Origin of the sequence: Exiguobacterium sp. SH4S7 (genome assembly GCF_004336795.1) — a bacterium.
Classification (GTDB): Bacteria; Bacillota; Bacilli; order Exiguobacteriales; family Exiguobacteriaceae; genus Exiguobacterium; species Exiguobacterium aurantiacum_A.
The window spans coordinates 312,321-329,566 of record NZ_SJUT01000002.1; the positions used below are offsets into that span (position 1 = coordinate 312,321).

Sequence of the window (17,246 nt, forward strand, 5' to 3'; positions counted from 1 at the left end):
GTGTTCTCCCCTGTTCTTCTGTATGAAGATGGGCGACGAGGGTTTACCCTAGCCGCCCGTCCATTTATTAGTCTAATCCGACTTCGTCGTTGACGATGTCGAACGCTTCCATCACTTCTTCAAAGTCGTCATCATCTTCGACGAGTTTCAAGATGAACTCACCATCTTCAAGTTCTTCGATTTCAAACGCGTAAACTTCGATTGTATCTTCATCTTCTGTTTCCGGGTTACCGACTGGTTCGAGGACAACAAACGTCTTTTTCGAACGGTCGCTCGTCATACGGAAAATTTCTGCAAATAAATGCTCGTCTCCATTTTCATCTGGAATACGGTACATTTCTTCTTCACGACGGATTTCTGCCATGCGTAGTTCCTCCTTATTTCCCTGGACGATCCAGGTAATTTTGTAAAATCATGACGGCTGCCATCTTATCGATGACGGCCTTTCTCTTTTTACGGCTGACGTCTGCTGAAATGAGCATCCGCTCCGCTTGCATCGTCGTTAAACGTTCGTCGACAAGAACCGTCGGCAAACCGGTCGCCTCGGTGAGGGCGGCGGCAAACGCCTGTGACGCCTCACCCCGAGGACCGATCGTTGCGTTCATGTTCTTCGGAAGACCAACGACGACTTCTTTCACATCGTACTGCTCGATAATCGGTCGAAGCAAACGAACAGCCTGTTCAAAGTCGGGTTCCGTCCAATAGACCGTCTCCACACCTTGCGCCGTCCAACCCATGAGATCGCTCACTGCGACCCCAATCGTCTTCGAACCGACATCAAGCCCCATAACTCGCTTCATATTAGTCCTCTTTCCGATCGTTCAAATACGATTTGACCAACTCTTCGAGCAGTTCATCTCGCTCAATTTTGCGAATCAAGTTTCGCGCATCGTTGTGACGCGGAATGTAGGCAGGGTCACCTGACAACAAGTATCCGACGATTTGATTGATCGGTTGGTAGCCTTTTTCCTCGAGTGCTTGATACACCGTGATCAGTGTCTCTCGAGTATTGGCTCGATTATCATCTTCTGGAAAATTGAATTGCATCGTGCGATCCATTTGGCTCACAAGAATCCACCTCTTTCCGTTTGCACTTCACATTCTATTATGCCAGTGATTGAACGTAATGTGAAGCAAACTTCAATGCTTCGTCCAGTTTTGTCGCATCACGACCTCCGGCTTGCGCCATATCAGGACGGCCGCCGCCGCCTCCACCGCAACGAGTCGCGACTTCTTTAATCAATTTCCCGGCGTGGAAACCGCGGTCGTTCAAGTCTTTCGTCACACCTGCGACGAGGTTGACCTTGTCACCGTTCGCTGATCCGAGAATGATGACGGCTGATCCAAGTTTTCCTTTCAACTCGTCGACCATGCCCCGGAGCGCATCCATATCCTGTCCGTCGACACGTTTGGCGATCAATTGGACGTCGCCGTACGTCTCGATCGAATCCGTGAGCGTTGACGCCTCGATGTTCGCAAGTTTGGCTTTCAACGACTCGGTCGCGCGTTCCGTCTCTTTCATTTCAACTTGAAGCGCTTGGACGCGAGTAGGCACTTCGAACGGTTTCGTCTTCAACAGTTTCGCAGCCGCTTCAAGCGTCTCGATATGTTGGTTCATGACTTCATACGCGCCAGCGCCTGTGACTGCCTCGATCCGGCGAGTCCCGGCCCCGATACCTGACTCAGACAAAATTTTGAACAAACCGATTTCAGCCGTGTTGGCGACGTGGCAACCTCCGCATAGCTCGACCGAGTAATCACCGGCCGCGACGACGCGGACGACGTCCCCGTACTTCTCTCCGAACAGCGCCATCGCTCCCTTCGCTTTCGCGTCGGCGATGTTCATCTCTTCGATATCGACACCGATTGATGCCCAAATCTTCTCGTTCACTTGACGTTCGATCGACTGGAGTTCTTCCGCTGTCACTTGACCGAAGTGCGAGAAGTCGAAGCGGAGACGGTCCGGTGTCACGAGGGATCCGGCTTGATTGACGTGCTCACCGAGCGTATCTTTCAAAGCGCGGTGCAACAAGTGCGTCGCCGTATGGTTCTTGATGATCGCTTGGCGCTCGTCTTTATCGACCGTAGCCGTCACCGCGACCTCAGCCTTGGCGATCCCTGAATCGACGACGACCGTATGCAAGTTTTGACCGTTCGGTGCTTTCGATACACCCGTGACGCGCAAGACGAAGTCCGTTCCGACGATTCGGCCTTTGTCGCCGACCTGACCGCCACTCTCGGCGTAGAACGGCGTGTGGTCAAGGATGACTTGCGCCTCCTCTCCTGCCGCGACAACGTCCGCAAGCTCGCCGTTATGAATCAAGCTGACGATTTTCGCTTCAGACTCAAGGTTCGTGTACCCGACGAATGATGACGGGAGCGTGATGTCAGCGAGGACACCGGATTGAATTTGCATCGACTCGACGTCAGCACGTGCCGTACGGGCCCGTTCACGTTGTGCGTTCATCGCTTGCTTGAATCCATCCTCATCGACCGTCAACTTGTGGTCTTCTGCGTATTCGATCGTCAACTCGAGCGGGAAACCGTACGTGTCATATAGACGGAACGCGTCTTCTCCGCTGATCACGTTCGATCCAGTTGCTTTTTGTGCTTTCGCGACTTCGTTCAAGATCGCAAGGCCGTCGTGAAGCGTCTCGTGGAAGCGCTCCTCTTCGTTCTTGATGACTTTTTTGATGAAGTCCTTTTTCTCACTCACTTCTGGATAGAAGTCGACCATGATGTCGCCGACGACGTCGACGAGTTCAAACATGAACGGGCGCTCGATCCCAAGCATCTTCGCGTAACGGACGGCACGACGGAGCAGACGGCGCAACACGTAGCCGCGGCCTTCGTTTGACGGGAGTGCCCCGTCCCCGATCGCGAACGATACGGTCCGGATGTGGTCGGCGATGACTTTGAACGCAACGTCTTTACTGTTGTTAGCCCGATACGTCTCACCGCTGATTTTTTCTGTCTCGCGAATGATCGGCATGAACAAGTCGGTGTCGAAGTTCGTCGGCACGTCTTGAAGCACACTCGCCATTCGCTCGAGTCCCATCCCTGTATCAATGTTTTTACGCGGGAGCTCGGTGTAGTTGCCGTGACCGTCATGGTTGAACTGGCTGAAGACGATGTTCCAAATTTCAAGGTAACGCTCGTTTTCGCCGCCTGGATAAAGTTCCGGGTCGGTCGGGTCGTCACCGAACGCCGGGCCGCGATCGAAGAAGATCTCCGTATTCGGGCCAGACGGGCCTTCGCCGATCTCCCAGAAGTTTTCTTTGAGCGGGATGATCCGGTCAGCAGGAACACCTAACTCGAGCCAAATTTGTTTCGCTTCCTCGTCGTCCGGGTGAATCGTTACCGACAAAAAGTCCGGGTCAAGCCCGTACCAGTCGTCGCTCGTGAGTAATTCCCAACCCCATTTGATGGCGTCTTCGCGGAAATATTCACCGACCGAGAAGTTCCCGAGCATCTCGAAGAACGTATGGTGACGCGCTGTCTTCCCGACGTTCTCGATATCGTTCGTCCGAATCGACTTCTGGGCGTTGACGATACGCGGGTTTGCCGGAATGACGCGGCCGTCAAAATATTTTTTAAGCGTCGCGACGCCTGAGTTGATCCAAAGAAGTGTCGGGTCCTCGACCGGTACGAGTGAGGCACTCGGCTCGACCGCGTGTCCTTTTGACTTAAAGAAATCTAAATACATTTGGCGAATCTCGGCGCCGGTTAATGGTTTGAGCGGTTTCATCAACAATTCCTCCTTATTCTGAACGAAACGAAAAAAAAGCGATGCCCGTCCCTGTGGAAAGGGACGAAAGCATCGCTTCGTGGTACCACCCTCGTTCGCACGGATTTACCGTGCCTCGAAACATCCGATAACGCGGATGAGACGCCCAGGGTGAGTGGGGACTCCAGACTAGCTTCGGTCGACCGACCCCCATCTTCTCACAGCCTAGGAAGATGTCTCTGGTGAGGCGGTTACGACGTACTCATTTCCTTCATCGTCTTTAATCGTTTCAGTTTTCTATTGGTCATTATCACATGTCAGAAACCAGACGTCAAGACTTGCCGCCAAGCCGTTCGACGAGTTTTGTCCGCCGCACCGGCTCTTCTTCCCGCGTCGCCGCCTCGAGCGCCCGGACGTCGCCGAACAAGAGCAAACTCTTTTTCGCCCGCGTGACGGCCGTATAGATCAAGTTGCGCGACGAGCGGAAGCCGCCGTTGAAGAAGACGGGCATGAGTACGATCGGAAACTCGGAGCCTTGCGACTTATGGATCGTGATCGCATAGGCGTGGGTGAACTGGTCCCATTCGCTGCGGTTGTATTCGACCTCGGTCTGGTCGAAGCGGATGTAGATCTTATCGACTTTGTCGACGTTTTCTTTGGCGAAGAAGATGTTCGTGATCTCGCCGATATCACCGTTATAGACGTTCTCTTCGGCGTTGTTGACGAGTTGGAGCACTTTGTCGCCGCTCCGGTACGTCCGATTGCCGTGTTTTACTTCCCTTGCTGCCGACTTCGGATTGAACACGTTTTGGAGCGCCTCGTTCAACCCATCGATGCCGCATACCCCGCGATACGTCGGGGCGAGCACTTGGATGTCGAACGGCGAATAGCCTTTTCGCAGTGCGGCGCCGGCCATCTGACAGATCGCCTGCAGCGCCGTCTCTTGGTTCGCCGTATAAAACCGGCGGTCCGGCAACGCCGCGAGCAAGTCGTCTGGCATTTGTTTCGCGTTGAGCGCGTGCGCCAAACGCAGGATGCTCGACTCGGACGCCTGCCGGTGGACGACGTCGAGCCGGACGACAGGGATGCCGCCGGTCGCCATCAAGTCGGCGAGCACTTGGCCCGGTCCGACCGACGGGAGTTGATCACGGTCACCGACGAACAAGATCTTCATCCCGTTCGGCACGGCCCGCAGCAGGCTGCGGAACAAGAAGATATCGATCATCGAGGCCTCGTCAACGATTAACACTTTGCCGACGAGCGGGTTCGTGTCATCGACTTGGAACGAGCTGCCGTCGAACTTGAGCAACCGGTGAATCGTCGAGGCCGGTAGCCCGGTCGATTCACTGAGCCGCTTGGCGGCGCGGCCGGTCGGTGCGGCGAGGACGAACGGGAACGGTTGGTTCGGTACCGGCTCGAGTTTCCAATCGAACACGTCGCTGAGGGCGTGGATGATGCCGCGGACGACAGTCGTCTTCCCTGTTCCCGGTCCGCCGGTGAGCACCATGAGCGGGGACTTCAAAGCGAGCTCGATCGCTTCGCGCTGTTGTTTGGCGTACTCGATCGAGAACATCTCCTCGACCCGGCCGACCGCGTCGAAGATCGTCGTCATATCGACGTCTTCCGTCGTCGATGTCGACATGATCCGGGCCAGTTCTTCGGCTGCTTTTCGTTCAGCCCGGTAGATGCGTGGATGATAGACGACACCGTCCTCGACGATGATCCGTTCATCCTTGACGAGCGTCTCGAGCGCGCCGTTGAGTGCCTCGCCCGGGTCGCCGCCGATGATGCGCGGCATCTCGCTCGCGAGTTGATCGGCCGTGACGAACAAGTGTCCGTTCCCTTGCTCGAGTTCGAGCACATACAATACCGCCGCCGCGATCCGCTCCGGATGGATGCCTTGAATCCCGAAGTGAGCGGCGATGGCGTCGGCCGTCTTGAAGCCGATACCTTGCACGTCATACATGAGCGCGTATGGATTCTTTTCAATCGTCTCCATGGCGCGGCCTTCATACTCTTTATGAATCTTCGAGGCGAGTCGCGGGGTCACGTCGAACGGGGCTAAAAACAGCAACAGCTGGTCGACCCCGTATAAGACGTTCAACCGCTCGGTGATGACGCGGGCTTGTTTTTCTTTCAACCCATCGATTTTCGATAAGACATCGGGATGCTTGACGATCTGGTCGATACAATCGTCACCGAGCGTGTCCGCGATTTTTTGTGCCGTCTTTTGGCCGATCCCTGGGAACGATCCGTTCGTCAAAAAACGGACAGCGGCCCGCTTCGTCATCGGGACAACGCGACGGATCCAATCCGCTTTCATCTGTTTGCCAAACCGTGGATGGTCGACGAGACGGCCGTGCGCTTTGTACGTCTCGCCTTTCTCAATGCCGACACCGACGCCGGCGATGACCATTTCGGTCTCGTCTGTCTCAAAATTTTTCTCTTTTATACGTACGAGCGCAATGGTATGCGCTTCTTCTTCCGATTGAAACAGGACGCGGATGACTTTTCCTGTCAACTCGTAAGGTGCTGCTATCATTCGAGCCACCTCCAGCTAGTTTTCCATTCCCCATTATAGCCCGAGTTCGAACGGTAGAACAAATGGACTAACTGAATAGATTCAAGATTTGCTCGAGTTGATCGAGGTTAAGCCGCTCGAGCAGCCGAATCAATTGGTCGATATCGACCCGATTTAAGATGCGTTCGAGTTGTTCCAAGTCGACGGTCTCTAGCAACCGCTCGAACCGTTCGAGTTCACCTGAGTTGACGTATCCTTCGAGCCGATCAAATAGCTCGGTCCGCTCGATGCGGAACAGCTGCTCGAGTGACGGTCGTTGAATGAAGAAGACGAGCCCGACGGCCGCTACGTGGACACCCCAGTTGAGAACGACGTGACCGAGCCGTACCGTCTGTCCGACGAACGGGATGAGCGGGATGAACGAGAGCTGCAAGACGATGATGACGAGTTGAACGTACGGGTTCGGGATGAACCAAGCGGTGAGCGCGAGCAGTGCTGGGACGACCCACGCCACCCCGACCGTCCCGAGCGTCTTGGTCCACGACCGGTTTGACGACAATAGCCAATGCATGAGGATCCCGACGACGAGGAACGTCACAAACAATAACAAAAGCGTCGATGTCGCCCGCTCGGACTCGATGACGACCCGGTACAGCACGTTGTTCGTCCACTCCCCGCTGGCAAGCCGGTCATCGACCGCTGTAAATAAACGTCCGAGCATGAACCATTCGACAATGAAGAATACGACGACACTGAATAGACTAAGTATGCGCATGATGTCTCCCCTTTCTAGCGTTCCCCTTCTTTTCCCCGAACCTGAAACAAGCTATGCACGTTTTTCGTTGAATCAAAGCGGGAACTGTCGAAGTGAAACCATGAAGGAGGAAACAATGATGACGAAACGGCTACCAATCAGTGGACTATGTGAACTCGTCTTAGAAGTGACCGACATGACCGAGGCCGTCGATTTTTGGCACGGCAAGCTCGGTCTGCCGGTCGTCGAGCAATGGGTCGGCGATGACGCCGAACCGAGCGCGTCGCAAGAAGGGGCGAACGAACCATGGGCGACATGGCTGTACGTCGGCGGCAATACGCGGCTCGGTCTATGGCTGAAGCGTGATTTTACGACAGACGAGGAAGAAAATCGCCAGCAACAAGTGACCGAATGGGACACGCTGTATGACGAAGGCGGCGCCCACGTCCATTGCGCCTTTTTCGTGCCGATGAAATCGTTCGATCAAGCGCTCGAGGTGCTCGAGGCGTCAGCGATCCCGACGAAGCTGCGGACGTGGGACGAGGATGAGACGGTCAACGGCAAAGAGCGCTCGGCCTACTTTAAAGACCCGAGTAAGAACGTCATCGAACTGTATACGAAAAATATGGACGAGGCGTACGGCGAGTTTGCCGGCGAGCCGGTGAAGATCACGACGAAACAGCTATGACGGCTGTTTTCGACTGTTCTCTCTTCATGATAAGATGAGAGAAAATGGAAAAGGTTGTGCCAGATGCGATTCTTCCCTCTTCTGCTCATGATTGGTCTCGGAATGCTCACGTTTGTATTGTATTTCATGATTGATGCTTTTCCGACGCTCGATCGCCCGACTTCTTTTGCCGCATTAACATTCGTCTCATTCGGTGTGACCTTCCTCATTTTGACGGATGGTATACGCCGGGCTAAATCAGGGAAACGCGTCGTGTGGAGCTACATTGTGCTCGCCTGCACACTTTTGTTGACGACGTTGAACTTGTTCGTCTGGTTCGCCGGAGAACTTGTGAACTGACAACAGGACGAAAAGCGCCTCTCGCAAAAATAGCGAGAGGCGCTTTTCGTAATCAGTTTCCGAGCAATTCATCCATTTTCGCTTTCGCGTCACGCGCGAGCTCATGGTCCGGTTGTAGTTCGAGTACGCGCTCGAGTTCGGCGTACGTCTTGTCCTGCTCACCGAGGAACGCATAGGCGATGGCCAAGTTGTAGCGGGCGTCCGTATGCGACGCATCCAAGTCGAGCGTGTCCTCGAGTGCGTCGACCGCCAAGTCGAGCTGCTCGTTTTGCGCGAGCGCGAGCCCGTATTGGAACGTGATCTCGACGTCTTCCGGCGCTTGCGTTTTCGCTTCCCGAAGTCGCGGCAACGCGCGGACGAAGTCGCCCATCGCCTTGTACGTCAAACCGAGCATAAAGTGCAAGTCTGCATCATTCATGCCGGAAAGAAGCGCTTGTCGAAGCGACGCCTCGGCCAAGTCGACTTGTTCGAGCTCATAGGCGAGCGCGCCTTTCGCGTAATGGGCCGCACCGAACGCATTGTCGAGTTCGAGCGCCTTGTCGTAAAAGACGACCGCCCGTTCATGGTCACCGATCGCTTGAAGCAGTGTGCCCATGTTGACGTAACCGGTCGGGTCCGTCGGGTTCGCCTCGATGGCGTCGTTGAAATGTTTGGCCGCTTGTTCAAATTCACCTTGCTGCATCGCTTGGATGCCTTGTTCGTTTGCGTTCACTGTCATCACCTCATCCGATATAGTCGAGTTGTTTCCCGTTAATATACGCTTTGTCGATCGTCGCCCCGCCTAGACAGATATCGCCGTCATAAAAGACAACGGCTTGTCCTGGCGTGATGGCACGTTGTGGCTCATCAAATTTGACGAGTACTTCGCCACCATCGAGCGGCGCGATCGTTACCGGCACGTCTTGTTGACGATAGCGGAACTTCGCCGTCGCCCGGAACTCAGCCTCAGGAGCCGAGCCGGTCCACGACAATTGTGACGCAAAGAGCGCGTCTGAATAGAGCGCGTCGTGATTGAAGCCTTGGCCGACGTAGAGGATGTTCTTTTCGACGTCTTTCCCGACGACGAACCACGGCTCTCCGTCTCCGCCGATGCCTAGACCGTGCCGCTGACCGAGCGTGTAATACATGAGCCCGTCGTGGCGTCCTTTCACAATCCCGTCAAGCGTCTGCATCTCACCTGGTTGTGACGGCAAGTATTGACCGAGGAACTCTTTGAAGTTCCGCTCTCCGATGAAGCAAATGCCAGTCGAATCTTTCTTCTTCGCCGTCGCGAGTCCAGCTTCTTCAGCGATGACACGGACGTCTTTTTTGTCCATGTGCCCGATCGGGAACATCGTCCGCGCGAGTTGGTCTTGCGACAATTGGTTCAAGAAGTACGTTTGATCCTTGTTGTCATCTTTCCCACGCAACAGGCGGTGCTCGCCGTCGACGAACTCGACGCGGGCGTAATGCCCTGTCGCGACGAAGTCGGCCCCGAGGCGGAGTGCATGATCAAGGAACGCCTTGAACTTGATCTCTTTGTTACACATGACGTCCGGGTTCGGCGTCCGCCCGAGGCGATACTCGGCCAAGAAATATTCAAAGACGCGGTCCCAATATTCTTTCTCGAAGTTGACCGCGTAGTACGGGATCCCGATTTGGTTGGCGACCGCGATGACGTCCTCATAGTCTTCTGTCGCCGTGCAGAATCCAGACTCATCCGTATCGTCCCAGTTTTTCATAAAGATCCCGATGACGTTATACCCTTGCTCTTTTAACAGATGGGCCGTCACCGAAGAATCGACGCCGCCTGACATCCCGACGACGACCGTCGTGTCTTCAGGGGCTTTTGTTCGTAAGTTCATCTATCTCACTCCGTTCATAAATGTCGAGACGACTTCATGTAGTCGTTCGGCGAGCCGTGTCACGTCATCGACCGTGTTGCCCAGTCCAAAACTGATGCGGACCGATTGTTTCGTCCGGTCAGATTGACCGTACATGGCCGTCAGCACGTGCGACGGCTCAATCGTTCCAGCCGTGCAGGCACTGCCGCTCGAAATGGCATAACCACGCATGTCCATCATGATCAGGAACGGCTCAAGCTCGATGCCCGGCAGGTACAAGTTGACGATGTGCGGCAAGCGGTTCGCCCCGTTCACTTCGTACTCGACGCCAAGTTCATCAAGCGTGTCTAGCAACGTGTCAGCCATCTCTCGGTAAGCTGTCACCCGCTCGTTCCGTTCGGCTATGACCAGTTCGGCCGCTCGGCTAAATCCGACGGCACCCGGAACGTTTTCCGTGCCGGCTCGACGTTTCCGTTCTTGTTGTCCTCCAAAAGAACGCGTCGCTAATTTTACACCTGTTTTTATAAAAAGAAAACCGATACCTTTCGGACCGTTCACTTTATGCGCCGACGCCGACAACAAGTCGACGCCGAGCGCGTGCACGTCGATTGCTTCTGTGCCGAGCACCTGGACCGCGTCCGTATGGAACAACGTATCCCGGCCGGCTAGCAACATCCCGATGTCAGCAATCGGTTGGAGCGTGCCGACCTCGTTGTTGCCGTACATGACCGAGACGAGGATCGTATCGTCACGGAGCGCGTCTTTAAGCGCAGCGACCGATACGGCACCGGACTCGTCGACGTCTAAGTACGTCACGTCGAACCCTTCACGCTCGAGTTGCCCCATCGCATGCAAGACGGCGTGGTGCTCGACTTTCGTCGTGATCACATGCTTCCCTTTATGTCGGTTCGCATAAGCCGCGCCGAACAAGGCGTAATTGTCTGACTCGGTCCCGCCCGACGTGAAGACGATCTCGTTTGGCGTCGCACCGATCCATGTCGCGAGCGTCCGTCGTGACGCGTCGAGTGCTGCCCGTGCTTTCCGGCCGACACCATGTATGCTCGACGGATTGCCGTACTGCTCTAAAAAATAGGGAGTCATCGCCTCGAGCACCTCGGGACGCATCGGCGTCGTGGCCGCGTGGTCAAAATAGTTCATATCCGTTCACCTCATCGTTAAATATAGAACATGTAGCCTTCTGAATCTTCTTCCGCGAGATCGGCGAGTGTCGTTTCTTCTAACACCGTCTCGATCGCCGCTTTGATCTTGTCCCAAAGTTTTCGCTTCACGGCGTCGTCCGTCTCCGAGTCTTCGACGATCGTCAGCGGACCTTCGAGCAATCGAATGATCTCACCGGCCGTGATGTCGCGCGGGGATTTGACGAGCTGATAACCGCCGTAGGCACCGCGGACACTTTTGACGAGACCGCCGTTACGGAGCGGGCCGATCAATTGTTCCAAGTAATGTTCTGGCAGTTCATGGCGCGCCGCGATTTTCTTCAAACTGAGCGGTTTGTTGTCCGTCTCACGGGCAAGCGCGATCATAATCGTTAAACCATAACGGCCTTTAGTAGATATTTTCATATTGGTTTCTCCTTCTGTTATACTGTTCGAACAAACGTTTGTCGAAAGGAACGTGTACGTATGAGTGATTTATTTCAACAATCGAATAGCGGGCCGCTCGCCAACCGGATGCGCCCGGAGACGTTAGACGAAGTCATCGGTCAACGCCACATCATCGGTGAAGGCAAGCTGTTGCGCCGCGCCATCGAAGCCGACCGGCTCGGCACCATTATTCTTTATGGTCCGCCCGGCACTGGCAAGACGACGCTCGCTCGCGTCATTTCAAACTATACGAAAGCGACGTTTGTTCAATTGAACGCCGTCACGGCAAAACTAGATGAGCTTCGGAGCGTCATCCGTGCAGCCGAATCTCGGTTTGATTTCGAGCAAGAGCGGACGATTTTATTTTTAGACGAGATCCATCGTTTCAATAAACTGCAACAAGATGCGTTGCTCCCGGCGCTAGAGGCCGGCAAGCTCGTCTTGATCGGGGCGACGACCGAAAATCCAAGTTTCGAGGTCAATGCGGCGCTATTGTCGCGCGCGACCGTGTTTCGGCTCGAGCCGCCTGGACAAGACGAGCTCCGGGTCGTGCTTGAGCGTGCGCTCGCCGACAAGAAAGGGCTCGGCAACTACCCGGTTGAAATCGAAGACGCGGCTGTTGACCATTATATCAAAATGGCGGACGGTGACTACCGTGTCTTATTGAACGCGCTCGAACTGGCCGTCTTGACGACGCCGGAAGTCGACGGCAAGATTCAAATCACGCTCGACGTCGCCGAAGAGTCGATCCAACAAAAAGCCATCAAATACGATAAGACGGGCGACCGACACTATGACGTCATCTCGGCGTTCATCAAGTCGATCCGCGGCTCGGACCCGGACGCCGCCCTGTACTGGCTCGCCGTCATGATCGAGGCGGGCGAATCGCCGCGCTTTATCATGCGCCGGCTGTACGTTCACGCGGCCGAAGATATCGGTCTGAGTGACCCGAACGCGCTCGTCATCGTCGACGCAGCCGCACGGGCGAGCGAACATATCGGGTTCCCGGAAGCGCGCATCCCGATGGCCGAGGCCGTCCTCTATCTCGCGACGGCACCGAAGTCGAACGCCGTCATCACCGCGATCGACAAGGCGATCCATCACGTCCGGACGGTCGAAGGTGGTCCCGTCCCGGTCCATCTCCGCGACGCGCATAGCCCTGGGGCACGCGAGCTCGGTAATGGCGCCGGCTACAAATATCCACACGACGAGAAAGACGGGTACGTCCCGCAAAACTACTGGCCGGAAAATTTGGCCCGGAAACGTCCTAAATATTATACACCGACGAGCCGTGGCTTCGAGCAACAACTCCAAAAACGGCTCGACTATTGGGAAAAACGACGCTGACTCTTCCAGAGTCGGCGTCGTTTTCTTAGTTCTGGATGCGATTGATCTCGACACCAGCCGTCTCGAGCATTTGATTGACGACGTACCCGGCGGCGACGAGTCCTGCGACCGACGGCACGAACGCGTTCGAGCTCGGTGGCATCTTCGCTTTACGGATCGGGGCGTCTTTCTTACCGACGACCTCGTTCACGTCCTCGCGCGTCACGATCGGTGACTCGTCCGAGAACACGACCGGCACGCCTTTATAGATGTTATGTTTACGCAAACGCGTCCGCACCATCTTCGCGATCGGATCGTATGACGTGTCTTTAATGTCGATGACTTGAATCCGGGTCGGGTCCATCTTGTTGGCCATCCCCATGCTTGAAATGACCGGGATACCACGACGTTTACACTCGACGATCAAATGGATTTTATAGATGATCGTATCTGACGCGTCGATGACGAAATCGATGTTTTGAGCGAAAAACTCTTCAAACGTCTCTTCGGTATAAAACATCTTCAACTGGACGAGTTCGACGTCCGGGTTGATGTCGAGCAGACGTGCCCCCATCGCCTCGACTTTCGGTTGTCCGACTGTCGACAAGAGCGCGTGGATTTGACGATTGACGTTCGTGATGTCGATATCGTCCTTATCGACGAGCACGATCCGACCGACACCGCTTCGGGCAAGTGCTTCGGCTGCGAACGAGCCGACACCGCCGACACCAAGAATGGCGACCGTCTTCCCTTTCAACGTTTCAATACCTTCTTGACCGATGGCCAACTCATTACGTGAAAACTGGTGTAACATAATCTTCCTCCAAATTAATACTATTTTTTCACACTATTTTACTCGGAATTATAATCAAAAAAAAGACGTCTAGCGACGTTTTTACAATAAAATCGATGGGGCCCGGAGTGCCGTGACGATGCCCTGCTTTTGAACCTGCTTAAGCAGGTGGGTGATCTAGCGTCCCCTTCACAAGTCCTCCTGCACGTGATGAGGCAGTTGATCCGGCTAGCAGTTCGATCTCCCGTATTCAAAGTGTTGGCTCAAAATAACGAAGGCGGCTCTCGAACACCTCAGGTATCCCATCTGATGCCCTTACTATAGCATCCCATGTAAAAAGAAGTCAATCAGAAACCTCGATTTCCGGTGACGGTTTCGTCACATCCACGTGTCACGAAACGCACGCGTCGGGTCATACGTATCTTGTTGGCGTGAGACGTTGAAACGCCGGTCGCGTGAATCGTTGCCGACACCGGCCTGATACGCCCAATTGCCATAATTGCTGGCGACGTCGTAGTCGATGAGCATCGCTTCGAAGTAGGCCGCACCGTAGCGCCAATCTTGTCCGAGCTCTTTGGCGAAATAGCTCGCGACGATTTGCCGGCCCCGGTTCGACATCCATCCCGTCGCGTTCAACTCGTGCATGAACGCATCGACGAACGCGACGCCCGTCTCGCCTTGCTGCCACCGATGAATCACATCCTCGTCCACTTTCCACGCCTTGTCCTTCGAACGTATCCCTTGGCGACGGAACAACCGCTTCCCTTGCTCGAGCGCGACCCATTGGAAAAACTCGCGCCACAACAGTTCAAAATAGAGCCAATATGTCGACTCGTTCGCCCCGTGCTGTCGTTCATGAAGCTCTAGTTCATGGAGCACACGCCGCGGCGAGAGCGACCCGTTGGCAAGAAAAGCCGACAACTTGGATGAGTCGTCGACCCCAAAGCCGTTCCGCGTCTCTTTATACGTGCGGACGGGGCCTGCCAAATACTCGCTCAGACGTTTCCGCCCCGACGTCTCGCCGCCTTGAAACGGAAAAGCGGACCGGGCGTCAAGCGTCGGACGCTCGAACGGGACAGGAAACGGGAGCGGACGCGACTGACCTGAGCTCGTCCGCTCGATCAGCTGTTCAGGACGGGCATCGTCCTCGACCGCTTTTCGGAACTCGGTGAACAAAAACGGCATTTTTTTAAACGGGATTTCGGTGCGTGGGTACAGCGTGAATCCGTCGAACGATTGCCACTCCCCTTGCCAACGTGCGATGACGTCTTTTTCAAGCAAGCGTTCGTTCAATCCGATCGAGCGTTGAAACAACAGCCGGTCTGTCGGGTCGAGGATGTCAAGCGGGTGACCGACATGCACGTAGAGCGGAATCCCGAGCGCATCGAGCGATCCGGCCAAGTCTTCTAGCGACTCTTTTAAAAATTGAAGCCGTCTGTCCCCGAGCGGGATGACGCCGAACTGATTTTCGTTCAGCTCGTCTTCCCTTATAAAGTAATGCCCCTCGATCGCTTCATCATGTTTCTGCGCCTCTTCGAGCGGCCGATGGTCATCGATCCGTAAATCGTTCTGATACCAAATAATCGTCTTCATATCCTTCGCCTCCTGGCTCTATTATGCGTGATGCATGTGCCATCAATCGTGTCGAACCTGTTCGAAATATGTTTTCATTTCCGCAACGTGTGGAATATAACTCTTTAGAGAAGAGAAAGGGGTGCAACAACATGGCTAGAAAAGGAAAATTTGGTACACTCATCAAAGTCGCGACGGCGGTCGCTCCGTTCGTCTACAATTATTATAAAAAGAACAAAGCAAAAAAAGCAGAAACACCTAAAAAATAATCAATGACGTCTCAGCCAAGCTGAGGCGTTTTTTTCTTGCCTTGAAACCAATTATGATATGATGATGGAACATTTCAGGGAATCGAGGCGACCAGTATGCAGGCGGTATGGATACAGTCTTTACGAATCAGTTTGAAGTGGGCGTTGTTCATGGGCGGTTTGTTCCTGCTCGCCCTCGGGTCGTCGATGATGATCACGGCCGACCTCGGCGTCTCGACGTGGGACGTGCTCCATCTCGGGCTCGCCCGGCACACGCCGATCTCGGTCGGGACGATCATTCTCCTCGTCGGCCTGTTGCTCGTCTTATGCAAATACATATTGGACCGCATCCGACCCCAGTTCGGGACGCTCGTCAACGCCGTCTTCGTCGGTGTGTTCATGAACTTGATCCTTGACCACCACTTGTTGCCGACGCTCGACGGAACCGCACTCAATATCGCCTGGCTCGTTCTCGGCATCTTCGTCATTGGCATGGGCGCCGGGCTGTATGTCGCCATCGGTTACGGCGCCGGCCCGCGTGACGGACTGACGCTCGCCTTGGCCGACCGTTTCAATACATCGGTCCGCATGATGCGGACGTGGATGGAGCTTTCGGCTTGCTTGATCGGCTGGGTGCTCGGCGGTCCCGTCTTTTTCGGGACGGTGCTGTCGATTTTCTTGATTGGTCCGTTCTTCCAGTTTTGGCTCGAACAGTTCCGCCGGCTCGTCTCGGTCATCGACCGGGCAAAAGCCGATATCGCCTGAATTTAAGAGAGGAAATCGGACTCAAGGGTCTGATTTCCTCTTTTTGCTGTTACGGGACGAGGACGATCTTACCGACCTTGCCTTGCTGTTTGAAATACGTTTGCGCCGCCCGGGCCTCTTCTAACGGGAATGTGCGGTCGACGACCGGCTTGATTTGACCGCTCGAAATCGCTTGGAGCATCGCTTTGAATTCCGCTCGTGTCCCGAGCACCGATCCATACATCGTAATGTGCTTCAAATAGAGCGTACGGAAATCGAGATCGGTCCGTTGTCCCCCGGCCGATCCGGATATGCAAAACTTACCGCCGTTCTTCAATACATCGAGCGACGTTGCGAACAACGCATCCCCGACGACGTCGAGCACGGCATCGACCGGTCCACCGTTCGCTGCTAAAATCTCGTCCGCGAGCGTCTTCGACCGATAGGAAACGACGTGGCTCGCCCCGAGCGCTTTCAGTTTCGGTGCGTCTTTCAAATCGCCGATGATGGCGATGACGTTCGCTCCGAACACGTGCGCTGCAATCTGCACGTTCAACGAGCCGACACCGCCGCTCGCACCGGTGACGACGACCGTCTCACCAGGACGGATTTGAATTTGCTCGTTCATGTGCCAAGCCGTCAACCCGCTCACCGAGAAGACGGCGCTGTCGACGAAACTGTCGAGCGGCATGTCATAACAAAGCTCGGCCGGCCAGACGACATATTCCGCATAACCGCCGTCATATTCCGAGCCGATGAACGACATGTCGGGAGCGATATGCTCCGCACCGTCAGCCCCACTCGACGTGAACGGAAACAAGACGACACGCCGGCCGATCACCCCTTCATCCACTTGATTCCCGACCCCGACAATTTCTCCGGTAATATCTGATCCTGGAATCCGGGGAAACTGGACTCCCTCCGGACGCCAGCCCGACTCTTGATCCGTCCCGTACGCCCCTTCTCGCATCCATATCTCCGTATTGTTGATGCCGCACGCCTGTACGCGAACGAGCACCTCGTCGTCTTTTGGTGTCGGGACCGGGACGTCGACGACCTGTAATTGATCGACGTCACCGTATCCGATAACTTGAACTGCTTTCATCA

Annotated in this window: 17 protein-coding genes and 1 other RNA gene; 4 read left to right on the forward strand and 14 right to left on the reverse strand. The window is 55.0% G+C overall.

The features are described from left to right. Positions 1-67: 67 nt before the first annotated feature. From EVJ29_RS05695 to EVJ29_RS05720, 6 genes are all read right to left on the reverse strand, one after another. Positions 68-364, reverse strand: a complete 297-nt coding sequence (locus EVJ29_RS05695; RefSeq protein ID WP_024369916.1) for a DUF1292 domain-containing protein — start codon at positions 362-364, stop codon at positions 68-70. Between the two features lie 13 nt (positions 365-377). Then, the gene (gene ruvX, locus EVJ29_RS05700) at positions 378-800 is read right to left on the reverse strand and encodes a Holliday junction resolvase RuvX (RefSeq protein ID WP_070327649.1); all 423 of its coding nucleotides are present in this window, start codon (positions 798-800) and stop codon (positions 378-380) included. Between the two features lies 1 nt (position 801). Next, positions 802-1,068: an IreB family regulatory phosphoprotein gene (locus tag EVJ29_RS05705; protein ID WP_035386073.1), complete on the reverse strand. Its 267-nt coding sequence runs from the start codon at positions 1,066-1,068 to the stop codon at positions 802-804. 37 nt (positions 1,069-1,105) lie between these two features. Then, on the reverse strand, positions 1,106-3,748 hold the full coding sequence (gene alaS / locus EVJ29_RS05710; RefSeq protein WP_131489882.1) for an alanine--tRNA ligase: 2,643 nt from the start codon (positions 3,746-3,748) through the stop codon (positions 1,106-1,108). A 310-nt stretch (positions 3,749-4,058) separates the two neighbouring features. Continuing rightward, positions 4,059-6,269 carry an SF1B family DNA helicase RecD2 gene (gene recD2 / locus EVJ29_RS05715; RefSeq protein WP_201738986.1) on the reverse strand — a complete coding sequence of 737 codons (2,211 nt, stop codon included), beginning with the start codon at positions 6,267-6,269 and terminating at the stop codon, positions 4,059-4,061. A 67-nt stretch (positions 6,270-6,336) separates the two neighbouring features. Further along, positions 6,337-7,023: a hypothetical protein gene (locus EVJ29_RS05720; RefSeq protein ID WP_131504788.1), complete on the reverse strand. Its 687-nt coding sequence runs from the start codon at positions 7,021-7,023 to the stop codon at positions 6,337-6,339. Between the two features lie 118 nt (positions 7,024-7,141). Between EVJ29_RS05720 and EVJ29_RS05725 the strand changes: the two genes are divergently transcribed. Together EVJ29_RS05725 and EVJ29_RS05730 are read left to right on the forward strand one after the other, a co-directional pair. Then, on the forward strand, positions 7,142-7,690 hold the full coding sequence (locus EVJ29_RS05725; protein ID WP_236633409.1) for a VOC family protein: 549 nt from the start codon (positions 7,142-7,144) through the stop codon (positions 7,688-7,690). Positions 7,691-7,777: 87 nt separating this feature from the next. Beyond that, positions 7,778-8,029 (forward strand): hypothetical protein, encoded by a 252-nt coding sequence (locus EVJ29_RS05730; protein WP_131489884.1) that lies wholly within the window; start codon positions 7,778-7,780, stop codon positions 8,027-8,029. Positions 8,030-8,081: 52 nt separating this feature from the next. Here EVJ29_RS05730 and EVJ29_RS05735 read toward each other — a convergent pair whose 3' ends face one another. From EVJ29_RS05735 to cymR, 4 genes are read right to left on the reverse strand one after another with little or no spacing between them, the layout of a single operon-like run. Beyond that, positions 8,082-8,747: a tetratricopeptide repeat protein gene (locus EVJ29_RS05735; RefSeq protein ID WP_201738987.1), complete on the reverse strand. Its 666-nt coding sequence runs from the start codon at positions 8,745-8,747 to the stop codon at positions 8,082-8,084. A 4-nt stretch (positions 8,748-8,751) separates the two neighbouring features. Then, positions 8,752-9,873, reverse strand: coding sequence for a tRNA 2-thiouridine(34) synthase MnmA (mnmA, locus tag EVJ29_RS05740; RefSeq protein ID WP_131504790.1), 1,122 nt, complete (start codon positions 9,871-9,873; stop codon positions 8,752-8,754). Continuing rightward, a complete protein-coding gene (locus tag EVJ29_RS05745; protein WP_131504791.1) occupies positions 9,874-11,010 on the reverse strand; it encodes a cysteine desulfurase family protein in 1,137 nt (378 codons plus the stop codon). A 17-nt stretch (positions 11,011-11,027) separates the two neighbouring features. Continuing rightward, on the reverse strand, positions 11,028-11,435 hold the full coding sequence (gene cymR, locus EVJ29_RS05750) for a cysteine metabolism transcriptional regulator CymR (protein WP_131465435.1): 408 nt from the start codon (positions 11,433-11,435) through the stop codon (positions 11,028-11,030). 60 nt (positions 11,436-11,495) lie between these two features. Here cymR and EVJ29_RS05755 point away from each other — a divergent pair, with 60 nt between their 5' ends. Then, positions 11,496-12,803, forward strand: a complete 1,308-nt coding sequence (locus EVJ29_RS05755; RefSeq protein ID WP_131457337.1) for a replication-associated recombination protein A — start codon at positions 11,496-11,498, stop codon at positions 12,801-12,803. Between the two features lie 25 nt (positions 12,804-12,828). Here EVJ29_RS05755 and EVJ29_RS05760 read toward each other — a convergent pair whose 3' ends face one another. From EVJ29_RS05760 to EVJ29_RS05770, 3 genes are all read right to left on the reverse strand, one after another. Continuing rightward, positions 12,829-13,596: a tRNA threonylcarbamoyladenosine dehydratase gene (locus EVJ29_RS05760; protein WP_131465437.1), complete on the reverse strand. Its 768-nt coding sequence runs from the start codon at positions 13,594-13,596 to the stop codon at positions 12,829-12,831. 95 nt (positions 13,597-13,691) lie between these two features. Next, positions 13,692-13,878, reverse strand: a non-coding RNA gene (gene ssrS / locus EVJ29_RS05765) — 6S RNA. Between the two features lie 75 nt (positions 13,879-13,953). Further along, the gene (locus tag EVJ29_RS05770) at positions 13,954-15,168 is read right to left on the reverse strand and encodes a DASH family cryptochrome (protein ID WP_131504792.1); all 1,215 of its coding nucleotides are present in this window, start codon (positions 15,166-15,168) and stop codon (positions 13,954-13,956) included. A gap of 344 nt (positions 15,169-15,512) precedes the next feature. On the opposite strand from EVJ29_RS05770, the gene EVJ29_RS05775 reads away from it, so the two are divergent. Then, the gene (locus EVJ29_RS05775; protein WP_070327662.1) at positions 15,513-16,160 is read left to right on the forward strand and encodes a YczE/YyaS/YitT family protein; all 648 of its coding nucleotides are present in this window, start codon (positions 15,513-15,515) and stop codon (positions 16,158-16,160) included. Positions 16,161-16,209: 49 nt separating this feature from the next. Here EVJ29_RS05775 and EVJ29_RS05780 read toward each other — a convergent pair whose 3' ends face one another. Next, a complete protein-coding gene (locus EVJ29_RS05780) occupies positions 16,210-17,244 on the reverse strand; it encodes a zinc-binding dehydrogenase (protein ID WP_131504793.1) in 1,035 nt (344 codons plus the stop codon). Positions 17,245-17,246: the final 2 nt, after the last annotated feature.

Excerpts from the sequence above, each read along its gene's own strand:
- EVJ29_RS05695 (WP_024369916.1), bottom strand. The coding sequence starts at position 364 with ATGGCAGAAATCCGTCGTGAAGAAGAAATGTACCGTATTCCAGATGAA.
- ruvX (WP_070327649.1), bottom strand. The coding sequence starts at position 800 with ATGAAGCGAGTTATGGGGCTTGATGTCGGTTCGAAGACGATTGGGGTC.
- alaS (WP_131489882.1), bottom strand. The coding sequence starts at position 3,748 with ATGAAACCGCTCAAACCATTAACCGGCGCCGAGATTCGCCAAATGTAT.
- recD2 (WP_201738986.1), bottom strand. The coding sequence starts at position 6,269 with ATGATAGCAGCACCTTACGAGTTGACAGGAAAAGTCATCCGCGTCCTG.
- EVJ29_RS05720 (WP_131504788.1), bottom strand. The coding sequence starts at position 7,023 with ATGCGCATACTTAGTCTATTCAGTGTCGTCGTATTCTTCATTGTCGAA.
- EVJ29_RS05725 (WP_236633409.1), top strand. The coding sequence starts at position 7,142 with ATGACGAAACGGCTACCAATCAGTGGACTATGTGAACTCGTCTTAGAA.
- EVJ29_RS05730 (WP_131489884.1), top strand. The coding sequence starts at position 7,778 with ATGATTGGTCTCGGAATGCTCACGTTTGTATTGTATTTCATGATTGAT.
- EVJ29_RS05735 (WP_201738987.1), bottom strand. The coding sequence starts at position 8,747 with ATGACAGTGAACGCAAACGAACAAGGCATCCAAGCGATGCAGCAAGGT.
- mnmA (WP_131504790.1), bottom strand. The coding sequence starts at position 9,873 with ATGAACTTACGAACAAAAGCCCCTGAAGACACGACGGTCGTCGTCGGG.
- EVJ29_RS05745 (WP_131504791.1), bottom strand. The coding sequence starts at position 11,010 with ATGAACTATTTTGACCACGCGGCCACGACGCCGATGCGTCCCGAGGTG.
- cymR (WP_131465435.1), bottom strand. The coding sequence starts at position 11,435 with ATGAAAATATCTACTAAAGGCCGTTATGGTTTAACGATTATGATCGCG.
- EVJ29_RS05755 (WP_131457337.1), top strand. The coding sequence starts at position 11,496 with ATGAGTGATTTATTTCAACAATCGAATAGCGGGCCGCTCGCCAACCGG.
- EVJ29_RS05760 (WP_131465437.1), bottom strand. The coding sequence starts at position 13,596 with ATGTTACACCAGTTTTCACGTAATGAGTTGGCCATCGGTCAAGAAGGT.
- EVJ29_RS05770 (WP_131504792.1), bottom strand. The coding sequence starts at position 15,168 with ATGAAGACGATTATTTGGTATCAGAACGATTTACGGATCGATGACCAT.
- EVJ29_RS05775 (WP_070327662.1), top strand. The coding sequence starts at position 15,513 with ATGCAGGCGGTATGGATACAGTCTTTACGAATCAGTTTGAAGTGGGCG.
- EVJ29_RS05780 (WP_131504793.1), bottom strand. The coding sequence starts at position 17,244 with ATGAAAGCAGTTCAAGTTATCGGATACGGTGACGTCGATCAATTACAG.